We start from the raw sequence: 15,377 nt of genomic DNA, 5'->3' as shown, positions 1-15,377 counted from the left end.
ACCGGAGAACCCCGATGAGCAAACTGAGCTTCGACCAGGTCAAGGTGGGCGACACCCTGCCGCCGCTGACGCTGGAACCGATCAATCGCACCACGCTGGCGCTGTTTGCCGGCGCCTCGAACGATCACAACCCCATCCATATCGACACCGACTACGCCCGCAAGGCCGGCATGCCCGACGTGTTTGCCCACGGCATGCTGTCGATGGCCTACCTGGGCCGCCTGCTGACGCAGTGGGTGGACCAGCGCCAGCTGCGCCAGTTCGGCGTGCGCTTTGTCGGCATCACGCACCTGGGCCATCGCATCACCTGCACCGGCCGCGTGGTGGAGAAGCTGGAAATCGAAGGCGAGAAGCGCGTCAAGCTGGAAATCCAGACCGCCAACCAGTATGGCGAAAGCAAGATCCTCGGCGACGCCGTCGTTGCCCTGTAAATCCAATCAAGCACAAGGAGTCAGAAATGGGAGCACTTGAAGGCAAGGTGGCACTGGTCACCGGTTCGGGCCGCGGCATCGGCAACGCCATCGCCATGCGGCTGGCACGCGAAGGCGCGCGCCTGGTCGTCAATGACCTGGACGCCGAGCCGGCGCAACAGACCGTCGAAGAACTGAAGGCAATGGGCGTCGAAGCCGTGGCCTGCGTGGGCAACGTGTCCGCACCGGACTTTGCCGACCGCTTCATCAACACGGCGATGAGCAATTTCAAGAGCATCGACGTCATCGTCAACAACGCCGGCTTCACCTGGGACGACGTGGTGCAGAAGATGAGCGACGAGCAGTGGTACGCCATCCTGGACTGCCACATGACCGCGCCCTTCCGCATCCTGCGCGCCGCCTACCCGCATATCAAGGCACTGGCCGCCGCCGACAAGGAAGCCGGCCGCGAGGTGTACCGCAAGATCGTCAATATCTCGTCGACCTCGGGCCTGAACGGCAATGCCGGCCAGATCAACTACTCCGGCGCCAAGGCGGGCGTGATCGGCATGACCCGCGCCATGGCGCGCGAGTGGGGCCGCTTCAACGTCAACGTGAATGCGGTGGCGTTCGGGCTGATCCACACCCGCATGACCTCGGCCGACGCCAAGGCCGGCGCCACGGTGAACATCGAAGGCCGCGAAATCCGCGTGGGCCTGAACCCGGAAGCGCTGAAGACGCACGCCCAGCGCAATCCGCTTGGCCGCGGGGGCACCCCGGAAGAAGCCGCGGGCGGCGTGTACCTGTTCTGCTCGCCGGATTCCAACTACATCACCGGCCAGGTGATCGCGGTCGCCGGCAACGTGCAGTAAGTCCAGCCGCACCGAAGCGGGGGCTCGCATTGGCGAGCCCCCGTTTTTTTGGGCTTCGCCATCCGGAGCGCTGGCGCCGGCACTGCCCCCCACCTCAAGCCAATAGGGACTCTCCTCCTGCCATCAACCGTGCGGCATGGCAACACCCAGACCCCGATTCACTCCTTTTAGGAGGGGGCCTGACACCACGCACAAAGGTCTAATGGAACAGAGCCGGGCGTAGCAACCGGCCAGCGCCTTCCATGAAAACCGACAGGAGACGACTTAGCATGAAGAAATCGCTTATCACGCCGGCTGTACTGGGCGCGGCCGCAGGCAGCGCCAATGCACAGTCCGGCGTGACGCTGTATGGTGTCATCGACGGATCGATCGAGTATGTCAATCGCGTGGCCGCATCCGCCACCACGCCCACGCAGGGCGGCAAGCGCATCGGCATGCCGCAGGTCGGCGGCCCGGGGCGAGCCGCAAGGCTCGCCCCGTTGCTGCAGCAGGCGCCTACCGGCCGCCCGCCGCGATGCTGCCGAAGTGGCCGCTGCTGAAGTCGCGGAAGGCATCGGCGATCTGCTCTTCAGTATTCATCACGAACGGGCCGTGGCCGACGATCGGCTCGTCGATCGGCTCGCCGCTGAGCAGCAGCACCACCGCGTCGGTGCTGGCTTCGATGTTCACATCCTCGCCGGCACCGTCCAGCACCACCATCTCGGCATCCCGCACCGTCGCTTCAGCGTTGACCGTGATCTTGCCGCGCAGCACCACCAGCGCGGTATGCCAGCCCTCCGGCAGCGCCAGCCGCGTGCTGGCACCCTGGTTCAGGCGCATATCCCACACATGCATCGGCGTGAAGGTGCGCGCCGGACCGGCCTTGCCCGCGTACTCACCGGCGATCACGCGCACCGTGCCGGCGCCATCGGGCATCGGCACCACCGGGATATCGTGGTCGACGATGGCCTGGTAGCCGGGCGTGGTCATCTTGTCGCGCGCCGGCAGGTTGACCCACAGCTGCACCATTTCCAGCGCGCCGCCGCTTTGCGCAAAGGCCGGCGAGTGGAATTCCTCATGCAGGATGCCGGCGCCCGCCGTCATCCACTGCACGTCGCCGGGGCCGATCACGCCGCCCTGCCCGGTCGAGTCGCGATGCGCGACCTCGCCCTTGTAGACGATGGTCACGGTCTCGAAACCGCGGTGCGGATGCTGGCCAACCCCGCGCGGGCGCTGCGTCGGCGTGAAGTCGGCCGGCCCGGCGTAATCCAAAAGCAGAAACGGGCTCAGCTGCTTGCCGTGGCTCATGTACGAAAACATCGAGCGCACCGGAAAGCCATCTCCGACCCAGTGCTGACGCGGTGCGCTGTAGACGCCCAGAATGCGCTTCATGTCTGTCCTCCGAGTATGCCGGCCGATAGTGGCAGGCAATAATGCATGGAGCAATGATAGGTGTCGCAACCCATGCGCGGTAGACCGTGGGATTGCGATGCAGTGTCCTGCGGCTGGAACGATGTCCGGCCGCCACCCCGTCAGAAGCGGTAGCGCACGTAGCCCATGCTGAAATTGGTGCCGGGATTGGGCTGCTCGATGCCGGCGTTGGACAGGTGCTGGAAACGGTAGCCGATGGCAAGCCGCTGCGCCTTGCCGAAGGCAAGGCCCACGCCGACCATGTCGGAGAACTGGAAAGCCGAGCCCATGCGATGGCCGTCGGCGATCTCGGTATGGCTGAGCACGCGCAAACCCACGGAGGCTTCAACAAACGGCGTAGCGTATTCGCCCGCATAGCTGAGGCGGAAGATCGGTGACACGCCGAACTCGGTCAACTGGCTCGACGGCCGGGACGACAGCGCCCGCCAGTTCGCGAGATTGACCTCGCCGTCCAGGGACAGTGCAAAGCGGTTGGACAGCTGCCATTGCACGATATCGTCCCAGCGCGCGGCCACTTCGTATTTTTCAAGGCCGTGACCGTTGTCGCGGCCATAGCCGCCCTGCATCGAGAAGGTGGCCGCGTCGGCGGCGGGCAGCGCGCACAGGCAGGCCGCGAACGGAACGGCGGCCGCAAGGTACGCCAGCCGGCTTGATCGGGTTGCTTTCTTCACTGACATCCGTGGGTTTCGGGCAGCGCCAAGGTGTATCGCGGCGCTGCCACTTTGTTCTGATCACGGCGCTCGAAGATAGCAGCCCTTCAAATTTGTGGAAGCCTGCCTGAAGCAAACACAGTGTTCCAAAGGCGGAACAATGCGGCGTCACGGCCAAAGCATTGGCAAATCAACAGATAATTGTCGAAACTTGGTAGTACGCGGATAACCGCGAAGCCCAGACAGAACATAGACAAATCTGCATGGAAATCACGGGGGACGCCCACGGGCCATGGTGGGGCTGCTGGCCCCGCCATCGTGCGCGGCCGAGTTCTTCGGGCTCCGGGGCTTGGCGGTCAAGCTGGCCCCGATTGGATCGCTCTCTCGGCTTCCGGACGCTGAAACTCTGGCGACAGCCCATGCCAGCAAACCTCACCCCAGAGTACAAGCAGGCCGAACAAGCCTATCGGCTGGCACGCCAGCCGCGCGAGCAGCTCGAATGCCTGAAGGAGATGCTCCGTGTCATCCCGAAACACAAGGGGACGGAGCGTCTGCAGGCCGATATCAAGTCGCGGATCAGGGAACTCACCCAGGCATCTGCGGGCCACGGGAAGGCCGCTCACAGAGGGTCGGCACATGCGGTGCATCCCGAAGGTGCGGCCCAGCTCTGTCTGATCGGCCCGCCCGGCGCCGGAAAATCCAGCCTGCACGCAAGGCTGACAGGATCGGGCAGCGAGGTCGGGCCCTACCCCCACCCTACGCAGTTTCCGGTTCCCGCCATGTTGCCGTTCGACGACATTGCTTTTCAGCTGGTGGATCTGCCACCTGTCTGCGTCGAATTCATGCAACCCGGGCTCACTGACATATTGCGGGCGACGGACGGCGTATTGCTCGTGGCCGATCTGAGCGCGCCAGACTGTACAGAACAGTTGGCGCTGATTCTGCGGCGGCTCGCCGAGGCAAAGATCATCCTGTCGGAGCACTGGCCGGGTCAGGCCGACAGCCCTGGGGCGACGGCGGAAGCGGCGGCTGACCCGTTCAGTGTCCACCTCCCTGCGCTGCTGCTGGCCAACAAGACCGATCTCGCCAACCCGGAAGACGCGGCCGTGCTCGAAGACCTGCTCGGTGTACGTTTTCCGGCGCTCTCAACCTCGGCAACCGACGGGCGCGGACTGGCCGAGGTCGGTCCATTCCTTTTCACGGCTCTGGGCATCGTGCGTGTCTACACCAAGGCACCCGGGAAACCCGTCGACCAGCGTCGGCCTTTTACGATGCGCCGCGGCGACACCGTGCTGGATGTCGCCTTGCAGGTGCACCCTGATCTCGCGCGTACGTTCAAGTTCGCCCGCATCTGGGGGAGTGGCAAGTTCAGCGGCCAGCAGGTGGGCGCCGATCATCCGGTAGCCGATCGAGACGTGGTGGAACTGCATTCGCAGGCGCATGGCTGATCAAAGCCATGGCCGCAGGGAGTTCGTTGATGGCCCGGCCCACGAGGCTTGGGGACACGTCGCAGCAGGCGAGCGACGATGACATAGACTGAAAGACCTGCGGCCGGTTGTTCCCGCGTGACTGCCGTGCCGGTTTGTGGAGCAATTTCTTGCACGGAGGTATCCCATGACTACATACGTCATCCTCAGCCGTCTCGCTCCTGACGCGTTCACGGACCCCAGGGACATGAAGAAGCTCGCCGCCACGGTGGCCGAGAAAATCAAGGCCGAATGCCCTGCCGTCACCTGGAAGGACAGCTATCTGACACTCGGGCGCTTTGACGTCGTGGACATTGTCGAGACGGACGACCTGAAGCAACTCGAGCGGGCGGCGTTGATCATCCGGGGCTATGGACACGCCGCGACCGAGACGCTGCAAGCGACGCCGTGGGACAAGTTCATCGCGGCCCTGTAACGCAGACCGATGGAACCAGGCTGCTGGCGCGGCGGCACCAGATTCAGGTTGACCTGACCGTCGGCTGCCCTATACTCGAAGTGCTGACTGAGACACGCTTGAGTAAAGCGAAGGTAGGTCAGCGAAACGATCATGTTTCCTGGATGATCTGCCAGATGAAGCGTGATCGTGCAGGCCACATATGCCTGCAGGTCCGGACCGGATCATAAGTTGCTGACCCGGTTCGGACGCACCCGATTGTTGGAAGCGCTGAGCACCTGTAGAAGGTGCTCTTTTTATTTGCGGCGTATCAGGGCGACGTTGACCACTCGCCTCGCGGGCGCCGCTGGCGGCATGCCGGCAGGCACTGTAACTTGCATTGCCGCGGGCAGATTTTTTTGCCACAGTCGCCTTAACCGATCGCAGTCCATGGTCGGCAAACCGTTCGCAATGCAAAAGTGGACGGATCGGATCAGAGCCATACCTGATCCGAACTGAAACAAGGAGTCGCATGCGCGCTCGCTCACGCCCTCCGAACGCCGGCTACCGGTGGCTGTGGCAGCTGTCTGCCGCCGGCTGGGGGCACTGCGGCCTGGCCTATGTCAGCGGCGCGCTGCTTGCACCGCGCTGGTGGCCCGCAAGGGAAGCCATGCCCCTGCGGGACCGGTATTCTTCGCGGCGCACGGCGCTGGTGCTGTACACCTTCGCCTATCGCGGCGGCGGGGCACCCCCCGGCACCATGCCACCGCGCGATGGCTTTACCTGGCGATACCAGTACTGGTCACAAGGGGTTGGGGTGGCCTGATGCCGGAAACCAGCCACGCGCTTGCCGGGCGCGCTGTTCTGCGCCACAGTTGTCTCACCGGCCCAGGCTGGAGACCAGGATGACAAATCGGCTCGCCACAGAATCCTCGCCTTACCTCCGGCAACATGCGGAGAATCCTGTCGACTGGTATCCCTGGTGCGAAGAGGCGTTTCGCCGTGCGCGCGACGACGACAAGCCGGTCCTGCTTTCGGTCGGCTACGCCACCTGCCATTGGTGCCACGTGATGGCGCACGAATCGTTCGAGAATCCCCGGATCGCCGCCCTGATGAACGAGCGGTTCATCAGCATCAAGGTCGACCGGCAGGAGCGTCCCGACCTCGACGACATTTACCAGAAAGTCCCCCAGTTGATGGGACAGGGCGGCGGCTGGCCGCTGACGGTGTTCCTGACGCCGCAAGGAGAGCCATTCTACGGTGGCACCTACTTTCCGCCGGATGACCGCTACGGCCGCCCTGGGCTCCCGCGCGTGCTGCTGAGCCTGAGCGAAGCCTGGACGCATCGCCGCCAGGAACTGCGCAACACCATCGAGCAGTTTCAGCAGGGGTTCCGGCAGCTGGACGATGCGGTCCTGAGCCGTGAAGACCTGGAACAAGCCGCGGAGGTCCAGGACCTCCCCGCGCAGACAGCCCTCGCCCTCGCGCGCAATACGGACCCGACCCATGGCGGCCTGGGCGGAGCGCCCAAGTTTCCCAACGCAAGCGCGTACGACCTCGTGCTGCGCATCTGTCAGCGAACGCATGAACCCGCGCTGCTTGATGCGCTGGAGCGCACGCTCGACGGCATGGCGGCCGGCGGCATCCATGATCAGCTCGGCGGTGGGTTTTCCCGCTACAGTGTCGACGAACGCTGGGCCGTGCCCCACTTCGAAAAGATGCTTTACGACAACGGCCAGCTCGTCGCCCTCTACGCCAACGCCTATCGCCTCACCGGAAAGCAAGCCTGGCGCCGCGTATTCGAGGGAACGATCGCGTACATTCTGCGAGACATGACGCACCCCGACGGCGGCTTCCATGCCGGCGAAGATGCCGACAGCGAAGGCGAGGAAGGCCGCTTTTATGTCTGGACAGCGGCCGAGGTGAAGGCAGTCCTGGGCGAATCCGAGGGGACCCTGGCGTGTCGCGCCTACGGCGTCACCGAGGGCGGGAACTTTGAAGCCGGCAGATCGGTGCTCCACCGTGCGGTCATGCTGGCACCCCAGGAGGAGGCGCGGCTCGAAGGCTGGCGCAAGCGGCTACTGGCAGCTCGCGCCCGGCGCGTGCGCCCCGGCCGCGACGACAACATTCTCGCCGGGTGGAACGGTCTCATGATCCAGGGACTCTGCGCGGCTTACCAGGCAACGGGCAACCCCGCACACCTCGCCGCCGCAAGGCGTGCCGCCAGCTTTATCCAGGACAAGCTCACCATGCCGGACGGCGGTGTGTATCGGTACTGGAAGAACGGCACAGTCAAGGTGCCAGGGTTCCTGGAAGACTATGCCTTCCTGGCCAACGCGCTGATCGACCTCTACGAATCCTGCTTCGACAGGCGATACCTCGATCGCGCAGCCGAACTCGTGGCGCTCATCATCGACAGGTTCCGGGACGACGGGCTGTATTTCACGCCCAATGATGGCGAGCCATTGATACACAGGCCTCGCGCTCCGTACGACGGCGCCTGGCCGTCTGGCATTTCAGCCAGCGTGTTCGCCTTCATGCGCTTGCATGAACTCACCGGCGAGGATCGCTATCGTGACCTCGCCGAGCACGAATTCCAGCGCTACCGGGCTGCCGCCGCAGCGGCCCCGGCCGGCTTCGTGCACCTCCTGGCCGCCGCGGACTTCGCGCAGCGCGGCGCGTTCGGGATCATTCTTGCCGGCGACAAGGCGGCGGCCGCCGCCTTGGTGGAAAGCGTTCACCGCACCTATCTTCCGGCACGCGTGCTGGCATTCGCCGAAGACGTTCCCGTCGGCCAGGGGCGGCTCCCGGTCGACGGCCGGCCGGCCGCCTACGTGTGCCGGCATCGCACCTGTACCGCACCCGTGACCAGCGGCCAGGCGCTCCTTGAACGCTGCGTGGGGTGACGGTGAGCCCTTTCGATCAGGGCGGGCCTGATGCGTCCTGCCCGATACGCGATGTCGCTGTCAGCCGCTCCAGTGCCGCATCGATGGCACCCAGGGACGCATTCAGACCGGCCGCATGTGCCTCGTCCCTGAGCAGCCGTAAGCGGGCGCAAAGCGGCGGCGTGCTCGCGCCGCCCTCTTCCCGTCCGGCGCAGATCAACGCGCGGCCCCTGCGGATCAGGAAGTCTCCCCACGGAAACGGCTCATGCTGCATGTAATCCTGCAGCGCTGCCAGGTAGCGTTCGGCTTCCTGCCACCGGCGCTCCGCCAGCGAAACGTCGATCGCAGCTTCGAGCAGGTCGACGTGGCAATGGCTCACGCAGCCCTGGGCCAGCATGGCCTCGCCCTGGCGCAGGGCGTCGAGCTGCTTGTCGGGATCGCGCGTGGTGCGCGCCAGGAACGCCAGCACGGTTGGCCCTGAATACCGCACGCCGCTGGCGTGGCTCAACTGCAGCGCCTCGTCGAGCAGGGACTCCGCCTCCTGCACCTGGCCGAGCGCGCCGATGGCCAGGCCAAGCCGGGCCAGCACTTCCGCCTCGAAGCGCCGGGCCTCCAACCGGCGCGTCAGCGCCAGTGCCAGCCGCGCGTGCGCTTCGGCACGCGGCCAGTCGCCTGCGAGTTGTGCGGTCGATGTCATCACGTCGCAGGCCAGCATCTCGCTGCGCGCATCACTGATGCGCCGCGCCAGGCGCAGCCCTTCCTCGCAGCTGGCCTGCGCGGCCGCAAGTTCGTTGCGGAACAGCTCCACCGCGCCCACCATCGGCAGGTTGGCACATTCGATGCGGATGAAGCCGTGCGCCCGCGCCAGCTCGACGCAGCGGACAAAATGCGCATGCGCGGTCAGCATGCGGCCTTGCTGGTAGTACGCATCACCGAGGCCGCCCAGCGCACGCGCCTCGCCCAGCACCGATCCGGCCGCCCTCGCATGGCTGAGGGCGCGCTGGTGGGCGGCGAGGCACTCTTCCATGTCGCCCTTCGGGAAATAGAGATTGCCGCGCAGCGATTCGATCTCGGCCAGCCGCTCTGGCTGGCCCGGCACAGCGGCGGCCTGCTCCGCCTCGCGCAGCGCCGCCAGGGCTTCGTCATAGCGGTCGAGCAGGCGCAAGGCGGCTGCCGTGCCAAGCCACACACGGGCACGCTGTGCCGCATCGCTCGCCAGCAATTGCGCTTGCCGGAACGCCTGCAGCGATTGCGTCGGCAGGCCAAGGTCTAGGAGTCCGTCGGACTTGAGCCCGGGCGAATCCGAATGATCGGTGCGACGAGATTTTTGGACGGCAATCGCGCTGATCGAACGCTCTTGATGGTTGACGAGGCACTGTGATGGCACATTGGAGCGCCTTAGGGGCTCGGCTTTGGGTAGTCGAGGCGCACTTTGCTATCCAACCGCTCGCAGAACGTGCATGCGCTTGATGTTCCAGGCCATGGTCACAAGACTCCATTCGCCTTGCGCCTTGTCCAGCCCGCGCATGCTCATCTGGCGCCAACCCATTACCCGTTTGATGATGCCGAACACCGGCTCCACCGTCTGCTTGCGCAAGCTGTAGAGGGCGCGCCCGGCTTGTGTGCCCAGTCGGTGCGCCATCTGCACAACCGGGTCCGTGGTCTGGGGCTGCGGCACATCGGGGGCAAAGCGCTCCAGCACAGGGGCATGATGCGGCTCCCGCCTTAGCGCCAGCAGCGGCTCGATCCCTGCATCGTGGCACGCGATCACGTTGGCCTGACTGAAGAAGCCGTTGTCCGTGATCAGCGTGCGCACCTCGCCCAGCACCGCAGGCAACGCCGCGATCTGCTCCAGCGTGGGCACGACTTCGCGCTTGTCGTTGCACGCCTGGCTCACGTGCTGGGTGACCACCATCATCGTCTCTGTGTCTACCCCGGCTTGCGCGTTGTAGCTTTGTTCGAAGCCACCCCCCGAGACGGGCATGATGCGTGACTCTTCATCCGTGAGGTTCACCTGATCGCCATCCTTGGGCCCCGCCTCTGGTGGCTCGGGATCCTTGCCGCGCGGCTTCTTGCCAGCGTCCCGCTGAGACTTGCGCTTAGCCGTCTTGGCCTCGTACTCCTGCTGTTCGAGTTGATGACGCTCGGCGGCGCGCTGCTCGATCTTTGCCTTGGCCAGCGCCATCGCGCTCAAGCGGTCTTCGCGTCGAGCGATCTCCGCCGGCACGTCCATGCCATCCGGGATGGCTGCGCGGTCGCTGTTCTCGGCCAGCGCAAGCAGGGCCTGCACTTCCTGTCGTAACTGCGCCTCGATCTTTTGGGCATGACCCCACGACAGGGCGCGGTGCTTGCTCGCGTTCGCGTCGATCTTGGTGCCGTCCAGCGCAATGTGCCCGAGCTTGAGCAGTTTCATCTCGCGCGCCAGCACCAGCACCTGCACAAACAGCGCCTCCACCTCCTTCAGGAATCGACGCCGGAACGTCGCCAGCGTGTCGTGATCCGGGTGGGTGTTGGCTGCCACATAGCGGAAGGCCACCGAGTCGTAGGTCGCGCGTTCGAGCTTGCGGCTCGAGTGCACGCCATTGGCATAGCCGTAGATCAGCAAGCCCAGCAACACGGCGGGATGGTGCGCCGCCGAACCCCGGCCCGCGTATTGGCGTGTCAGTTCGCTCAGATCGAGCTGCTCGATGACTTCGACTACGAAGCGCGCCAAGTGATCATCGGGCAGCCATTCGTCCACTGAGGGCGGCAACAGGTACGCGGTATCTCGGTCTACGGGAACGAAGCGGCTCATCGGGTAGGTCTTTGGTTGTGCGCCAGCGATTATCTCGGACAACGTCATCTTGCGGAAGACTGCAAAGCCCGACAAACTCCTAGTGCCAGCTCTCCGTGCAGGCAGGCAAGCGTGTGCCTGCAGGCGTCGCCGCTATCCAGGCGCTGCGCACGCTCAACCAGGCGCAATGCGCGCTCGCCGCGGAAGTGCGCCGCCTCATGGCGCGCCGCGGCGGCATAGGCCTCGGGCGCGCCGGGATCGCCTGCGGCATCCAGGTGCTCGGCCATCAGCGCCGGGTCCCGGCCTTCATACCAGGCGGCCGCGCGCCGGTGCAGATTCTGTCGCCGTGACTTGAGCAGCGAGGCGTACACCGCCTCATGGATCAGCGCGTGCATGAACAGATAGTCTTCGCCTTCCGGCCGGGCCATGGCCTCCTGCACCAGGCGCTCGCAAGCGTACGCGGGATCTTCGATCAAATGCCGCTGCGCGGCCGGGCCAAAGCGCTGGCCCAGTACGGCAGCGGCCTGCAGCGCCTGGCGGTCGGCGGTACAGAACCGGTCCATCCGCGCCAGCACAATGCTCTGCAGCGTGCCGGGCAACTCGTCCGCACCCGCCTCCGCGCCGCGCAGCAACTGGTCGAGAAACAGCGGATTGCCCTCAGCCCGGCGAATGCAGGTAGCGGCCACGGCAGGATCGACCTGCCGATGGCAGGCAGCCAGTTCGTGCGCATCGGCATCGTCGAGCGGTCCGAGGTCGATGGTGGTCAGCGATGCTCCCTGGCTGGTCGCCCGCCAGGCCGCATCGAGAGGGTCATGCTCGGCACGTACGGTCAGCACCAGGATCAGCGCATGGCTGCGGGCTGCCGCGGCCAGTTGCGCCAGGCAATCGAGCACCGTGCGCTCGGCCCAGTGGACGTCTTAGACCACGATCAACTGCGCGCGCACCGCACTGCGGCGGGTGGCCAGCGTCACCATCAATCGCTGTGCGCCGCGTTGCCGGCTGGCGGCGTCCATCGCGGCCAGTGCAGCGGCCTGCTCCTGGGACTGGGGCTGCTCGAACATGTCGCGGGCGAACACAAGCTCATCCTCGCCGAGTTGCCAGGCCGCGAGCGCTTGCCCGATGGCCGCGCCTGTCGCTTCTTCGGCGGCGGCGCCATTCGCGTCCGTGCGAGGCGCGACGCCCAGCAGACTGCGCGCGAGCATGCGCAAGGGATCGCCGCCGCTGCCGGCGCCGAAGTCGAGCACCAGCACCCGGTGTGCCTCCAGGCCATGCTCGCGCGCCAGCGCGACGAAGCGGTCGGCGAGCCGGCTCTTGCCGATGCCGGCCTCGCCGCGGATCAGCACGACCCGGCCATGGCCGGAACGCAGGCAGCTGTCGGCAACGCCGGCGAGCTGGGCCAGCTCCGCTTGCCGCCCGACGAAGGCGTGCTGCGCCGGCGCCTGTTCCACCCCGAGAAAGCGCCGCACGCGCCAGAGCGGAATCGGTTCGGCCACGCCGGGGAGCACGGCGTGCGCCACGCAGTCCGCTTCCAGGCGTCCGGGCAGCGCCTGGTAGACCCGATTCGACACCATGGTTGCGCCAGGCTCGGCGCGCTCCATCGCCTGCAAGGCCACGCCAACCGGCCCGCCGGTCAGCGTCATGCCGCTTTCGCCGCAGGCGGCCAGCACCTGGCCGCTGGCCAGGCCTACGCGCGCCAGCAGCCTGGCGTTGGCGGATTCCGCCAGCCGCGCCAGACCGGCATGCAGCGCCCCGGCGGTATGCAGGGCGCGCTCGGCGTCGTTCCCATGCGCCACCGGAACGCCAAACACGATGGTCAGCCGGGTTCCGATTTCATCGGTGATATGACCGTCGCAGGCGCTGGCCAATGCCCTGGCATGCCGGCGCCAGCGCGCAAGGGCATCGTGCAATGGCTCGGGCTCCAGGCCAGCGCTGCTATCGTCCAGGCTGGCTACCAGGACCACTGCGTGGCGCAGCTGCGGCTCGGCAGCGATTACGGCGGACGCAGGTGGCACCGCGGCACCGTCGTCACCAGCCGGCATGCCAGCCACCGGCTCGCGGCGGGCCCGCAGCATCGCCTGGTACAGCGCCTCGGTCTCGGGCTCGGGCGATACCCCGAGTTCGCGTTGCAGTGCCGCCCGGCACAAGCGGTATTGCTTGAGCGCCAGCGCCTGCCGGCCCTGGCGTTCATACAGCCGGATCAGCGCCCGGTGCACGTTTTCCTGCAGCGGATCGAGCGCAAGCAGGCGGGTGGCACTGGCGATGGCCTGCTCCGTCTCGCCGGCCTGTTCGTGGTGCGCCAGCAACCTGGCCATGACCGCCAACGCCACGCCGCGCAGACGTTCGCGTTCGATCGCCAGCCAGTGGTCGAACGCCGGCGCGGCGGCATGGAAGCCCTCCAGCAAGTCACCCCGGTACAGCGCCGCGGCGCGCGCCAGCGACGCGGGCGTGGCTTCACGGGCACACTGCTCGAACTCGCACACGTCGACCTCGATTTCGCCGAGCGTCACGCTGTCGCCTTCTGCCAGCACCACGTGCTGGCCAGCCTCTTCCAGCGCGCGCCGCGCCGCGCTGAGCGCCTGGCGCAGGCTGCTGCGCGCCTGCTCGGCATTGCTTTCGGCCCAGCACAGCGCGGCCAGCTTGTCGCGCGGCTGGGCGCGCCCTTGCGCCAGCGCGAGATAGGCCAGCACTGCGCGCGCCTTGCGGGCAGTCAGCGGAATCGGCGTTCCGGCTGCGGAACTCAGCTGGAAGCCGCCGAACAGGTCAAGACGGGCGCGGGCCATGATTTGGAATCCTGAAAGCCCATCCTTTATAGGCGACGGCACAGCATCACGCGCGCCCTCGCCGGCGCAAAGATATGAAGCCGGTACTTCCCGGTCCGCCGCAATTTTCACGCTTCTTTCACGCTGGATTGCCGGGCCCGTTCACGCCGGCTGCCTAGTATGACCACAGCCCCGGGCCGCGTGGCTCCGACATAGCAGACGAACAGGGGCTGCCATCGAGGCAAGGGCTGCCTCGGTCACACTGGAAGGATTGCGTCATGACACATACTGACTCGCGCGGTGTTTCGGTCTCGAGCACCAACACCAACTCGCTGGAGCGCTTCGAAGCCGCCCTGGAATTGCTGCATGGCTACTACGGCGACCCGCTCACGGTGATCGACAATGCTCTGGCCGACGATCCGGGCTTCGTGATGGGCCATGCCTTGCGCGCGGGGATGATGATCACGGCTGGCGACGGCGCCGTGGAGCCGATGCTCAGGCAGAGCGTCGAGGCAGGCGAAGCGCTGTCCGCCAGCGCCAACGAACGCGAGCGCCGGCATATCGCCGCGGCGCGCGCCTGGCTGGACGGCCACTTCGCGCGCTCGATCCAGCTGTACGGCGACATTGCGGTCGACTATCCGCGCGACAGCCTGGCGCTGCAGGTCGCCCATATCGGCGACTTCCTGCTCGGGCAGTCCACCCTGCTGCGAGACCGCATCGCCCAGGTGCTGCCGCACTGGAATACGCGCGTACCCGGCTTCGGCTACGTCCTTGGCATGCATGCGTTCGGTCTTGAGGAAACGAACTTGTACGAGCAAGCGGAGGAACGCGGCCGCTTCGCCCTGGAACTGAATCCGCGCGATCCCTGGGCTATTCATGCGGTCGCCCACGTGATGGAAATGCAGGGCCGCCAGGATGAAGGCATCGACTGGCTGAGCGGGCGCGCTGCCGACTGGTCGCAGGACAACATGATGGCCGTGCACAACTGGTGGCACCTGGCGCTGTTCCATCTCGAACTCGGCCATACCACGCAGGTGCTGGACATCTACGACGCGCATATCCGCGAGCACCACTCCGCGGTGGCGCTGGAGCTGATCGATGCCTGCGCCATGCTGTGGCGCCTGCACCTGCGCGGCATCGACGTGGGCGCGCGCTGGAACGAAGTCGCCGACACCTGGCAGGCGCGCGGTGCCGAAGGCTACTACGCCTTCAACGACACCCATGCCGCCATGGCCTATCTCTGCGCCGGGCGCGACAGCGCCCTGGCCGGCCTGCTTGCCAGCATGCGCGCCGCGGCAGGTGGCAGCGGCTCCAACGCGATGATGACCCGCGAGGTCGGCCTGCCGGTGACCGAAGCCCTGCTCTCCTTCGCGCGGCAAGACTACGACCACGCCATCGGGTTGCTGCTGCCGGTACGCCAGATCGCGCATCGCTTTGGCGGCAGCCACGCCCAGCGCGATCTCGTCAACCTGACGCTGATCGAGGCGGCGTTGCGAGGCCAACGCGCCAACCTGGCCTGCGCGCTGGCGGCCGAGCGCATGGAGCTCAAGCCGATGAACCCCAGCCTGAGCAAGCTGGTGCAGCGCGCTTCAGCGCTCCAGCGCGAAGCGGCGGACGGCCACGGGGAGGCGGTCGCGGCGAAGGTGGCGTGACGCGAGCCGGCTGGCCACGTGCCGAGCCCAGGCCTTTGTCGCCGGCACCTGGGCCGGCCGACAATGGCCCATGAGCGGATAAAAAACGAGGAGGCTTGCCCTGGCT

The 15,377-nt window shown here is 66.4% G+C and carries 14 protein-coding genes; 8 read left to right on the top strand and 6 right to left on the bottom strand.

From position 1 onward, the window contains the following. Positions 1–14: 14 nt before the first annotated feature. The 3 genes from RS901_RS12540 to RS901_RS12530 all read left to right on the top strand — a co-directional run bounded on the left by RS901_RS12540 (position 15) and on the right by RS901_RS12530 (position 1,821). Complete coding sequence (locus RS901_RS12540) at positions 15–431, top strand: MaoC family dehydratase (protein WP_316149075.1); 417 nt, start codon at positions 15–17, stop codon at positions 429–431. 26 nt (positions 432–457) lie between these two features. After that, complete coding sequence (locus RS901_RS12535) at positions 458–1,282, top strand: SDR family NAD(P)-dependent oxidoreductase (RefSeq protein ID WP_316149074.1); 825 nt, start codon at positions 458–460, stop codon at positions 1,280–1,282. A 269-nt stretch (positions 1,283–1,551) separates the two neighbouring features. Then, positions 1,552–1,821 carry a porin gene (locus RS901_RS12530; RefSeq protein WP_410054110.1) on the top strand — a complete coding sequence of 90 codons (270 nt, stop codon included), beginning with the start codon at positions 1,552–1,554 and terminating at the stop codon, positions 1,819–1,821. Here RS901_RS12530 and RS901_RS12525 read toward each other — a convergent pair. Together RS901_RS12525 and RS901_RS12520 are read right to left on the bottom strand one after the other, a co-directional pair. Continuing rightward, positions 1,778–2,653, bottom strand: a complete 876-nt coding sequence (locus tag RS901_RS12525) for a pirin family protein (protein ID WP_316149073.1) — start codon at positions 2,651–2,653, stop codon at positions 1,778–1,780. The two genes, RS901_RS12530 and RS901_RS12525, sit on opposite strands and share 44 nt — an antisense overlap. Before the next feature lie 140 nt (positions 2,654–2,793). Next, positions 2,794–3,369 carry an acyloxyacyl hydrolase gene (locus RS901_RS12520; protein WP_316149072.1) on the bottom strand — a complete coding sequence of 192 codons (576 nt, stop codon included), beginning with the start codon at positions 3,367–3,369 and terminating at the stop codon, positions 2,794–2,796. 392 nt (positions 3,370–3,761) lie between these two features. Here RS901_RS12520 and RS901_RS12515 point away from each other — a divergent pair, with 392 nt between their 5' ends. From RS901_RS12515 to RS901_RS12500, 4 genes are all read left to right on the top strand, one after another. Further along, positions 3,762–4,790, top strand: a complete 1,029-nt coding sequence (locus RS901_RS12515; protein WP_316149071.1) for a TGS domain-containing protein — start codon at positions 3,762–3,764, stop codon at positions 4,788–4,790. Positions 4,791–4,956: 166 nt separating this feature from the next. Next, on the top strand, positions 4,957–5,244 hold the full coding sequence (locus tag RS901_RS12510; RefSeq protein ID WP_013956269.1) for a GYD domain-containing protein: 288 nt from the start codon (positions 4,957–4,959) through the stop codon (positions 5,242–5,244). A gap of 490 nt (positions 5,245–5,734) precedes the next feature. Beyond that, positions 5,735–6,028: a hypothetical protein gene (locus RS901_RS12505; RefSeq protein WP_316149069.1), complete on the top strand. Its 294-nt coding sequence runs from the start codon at positions 5,735–5,737 to the stop codon at positions 6,026–6,028. A 79-nt stretch (positions 6,029–6,107) separates the two neighbouring features. After that, on the top strand, positions 6,108–8,108 hold the full coding sequence (locus RS901_RS12500) for a thioredoxin domain-containing protein (RefSeq protein WP_316149068.1): 2,001 nt from the start codon (positions 6,108–6,110) through the stop codon (positions 8,106–8,108). Positions 8,109–8,124: 16 nt separating this feature from the next. On the opposite strand, the gene RS901_RS12495 is transcribed toward RS901_RS12500, so the two are convergent. Genes RS901_RS12495 through RS901_RS12480 form a run of 4 tightly spaced genes read right to left on the bottom strand, consistent with a single transcriptional unit; the run spans position 8,125 to position 13,640 of the window. Next, positions 8,125–9,474 (bottom strand): tetratricopeptide repeat protein, encoded by a 1,350-nt coding sequence (locus RS901_RS12495; RefSeq protein WP_316149067.1) that lies wholly within the window; start codon positions 9,472–9,474, stop codon positions 8,125–8,127. 48 nt (positions 9,475–9,522) lie between these two features. Continuing rightward, positions 9,523–10,881 (bottom strand): IS1182 family transposase, encoded by a 1,359-nt coding sequence (locus tag RS901_RS12490; RefSeq protein ID WP_316153348.1) that lies wholly within the window; start codon positions 10,879–10,881, stop codon positions 9,523–9,525. A gap of 44 nt (positions 10,882–10,925) precedes the next feature. After that, the gene (locus RS901_RS12485) at positions 10,926–11,753 is read right to left on the bottom strand and encodes a hypothetical protein (protein ID WP_316149066.1); all 828 of its coding nucleotides are present in this window, start codon (positions 11,751–11,753) and stop codon (positions 10,926–10,928) included. Between the two features lie 24 nt (positions 11,754–11,777). Then, entirely contained in the window at positions 11,778–13,640 is a 1,863-nt protein-coding gene (locus RS901_RS12480) for a BTAD domain-containing putative transcriptional regulator (RefSeq protein WP_316149065.1), read from the bottom strand. Positions 13,641–13,897: 257 nt separating this feature from the next. On the opposite strand from RS901_RS12480, the gene RS901_RS12475 reads away from it, so the two are divergent. Continuing rightward, positions 13,898–15,271 carry a tetratricopeptide repeat protein gene (locus tag RS901_RS12475; protein WP_316149064.1) on the top strand — a complete coding sequence of 458 codons (1,374 nt, stop codon included), beginning with the start codon at positions 13,898–13,900 and terminating at the stop codon, positions 15,269–15,271. The last annotated feature ends 106 nt before the right edge of the window (positions 15,272–15,377 follow it).

It is taken from the genome of Cupriavidus sp. BIC8F (genome assembly GCF_032465815.1).
Taxonomy (GTDB): Bacteria; Pseudomonadota; Gammaproteobacteria; order Burkholderiales; family Burkholderiaceae; genus Cupriavidus; species Cupriavidus necator.
The sequence above is the reverse complement of the archived record's forward strand: the minus strand, read 5'-3'. Positions and strand labels throughout refer to the sequence as shown.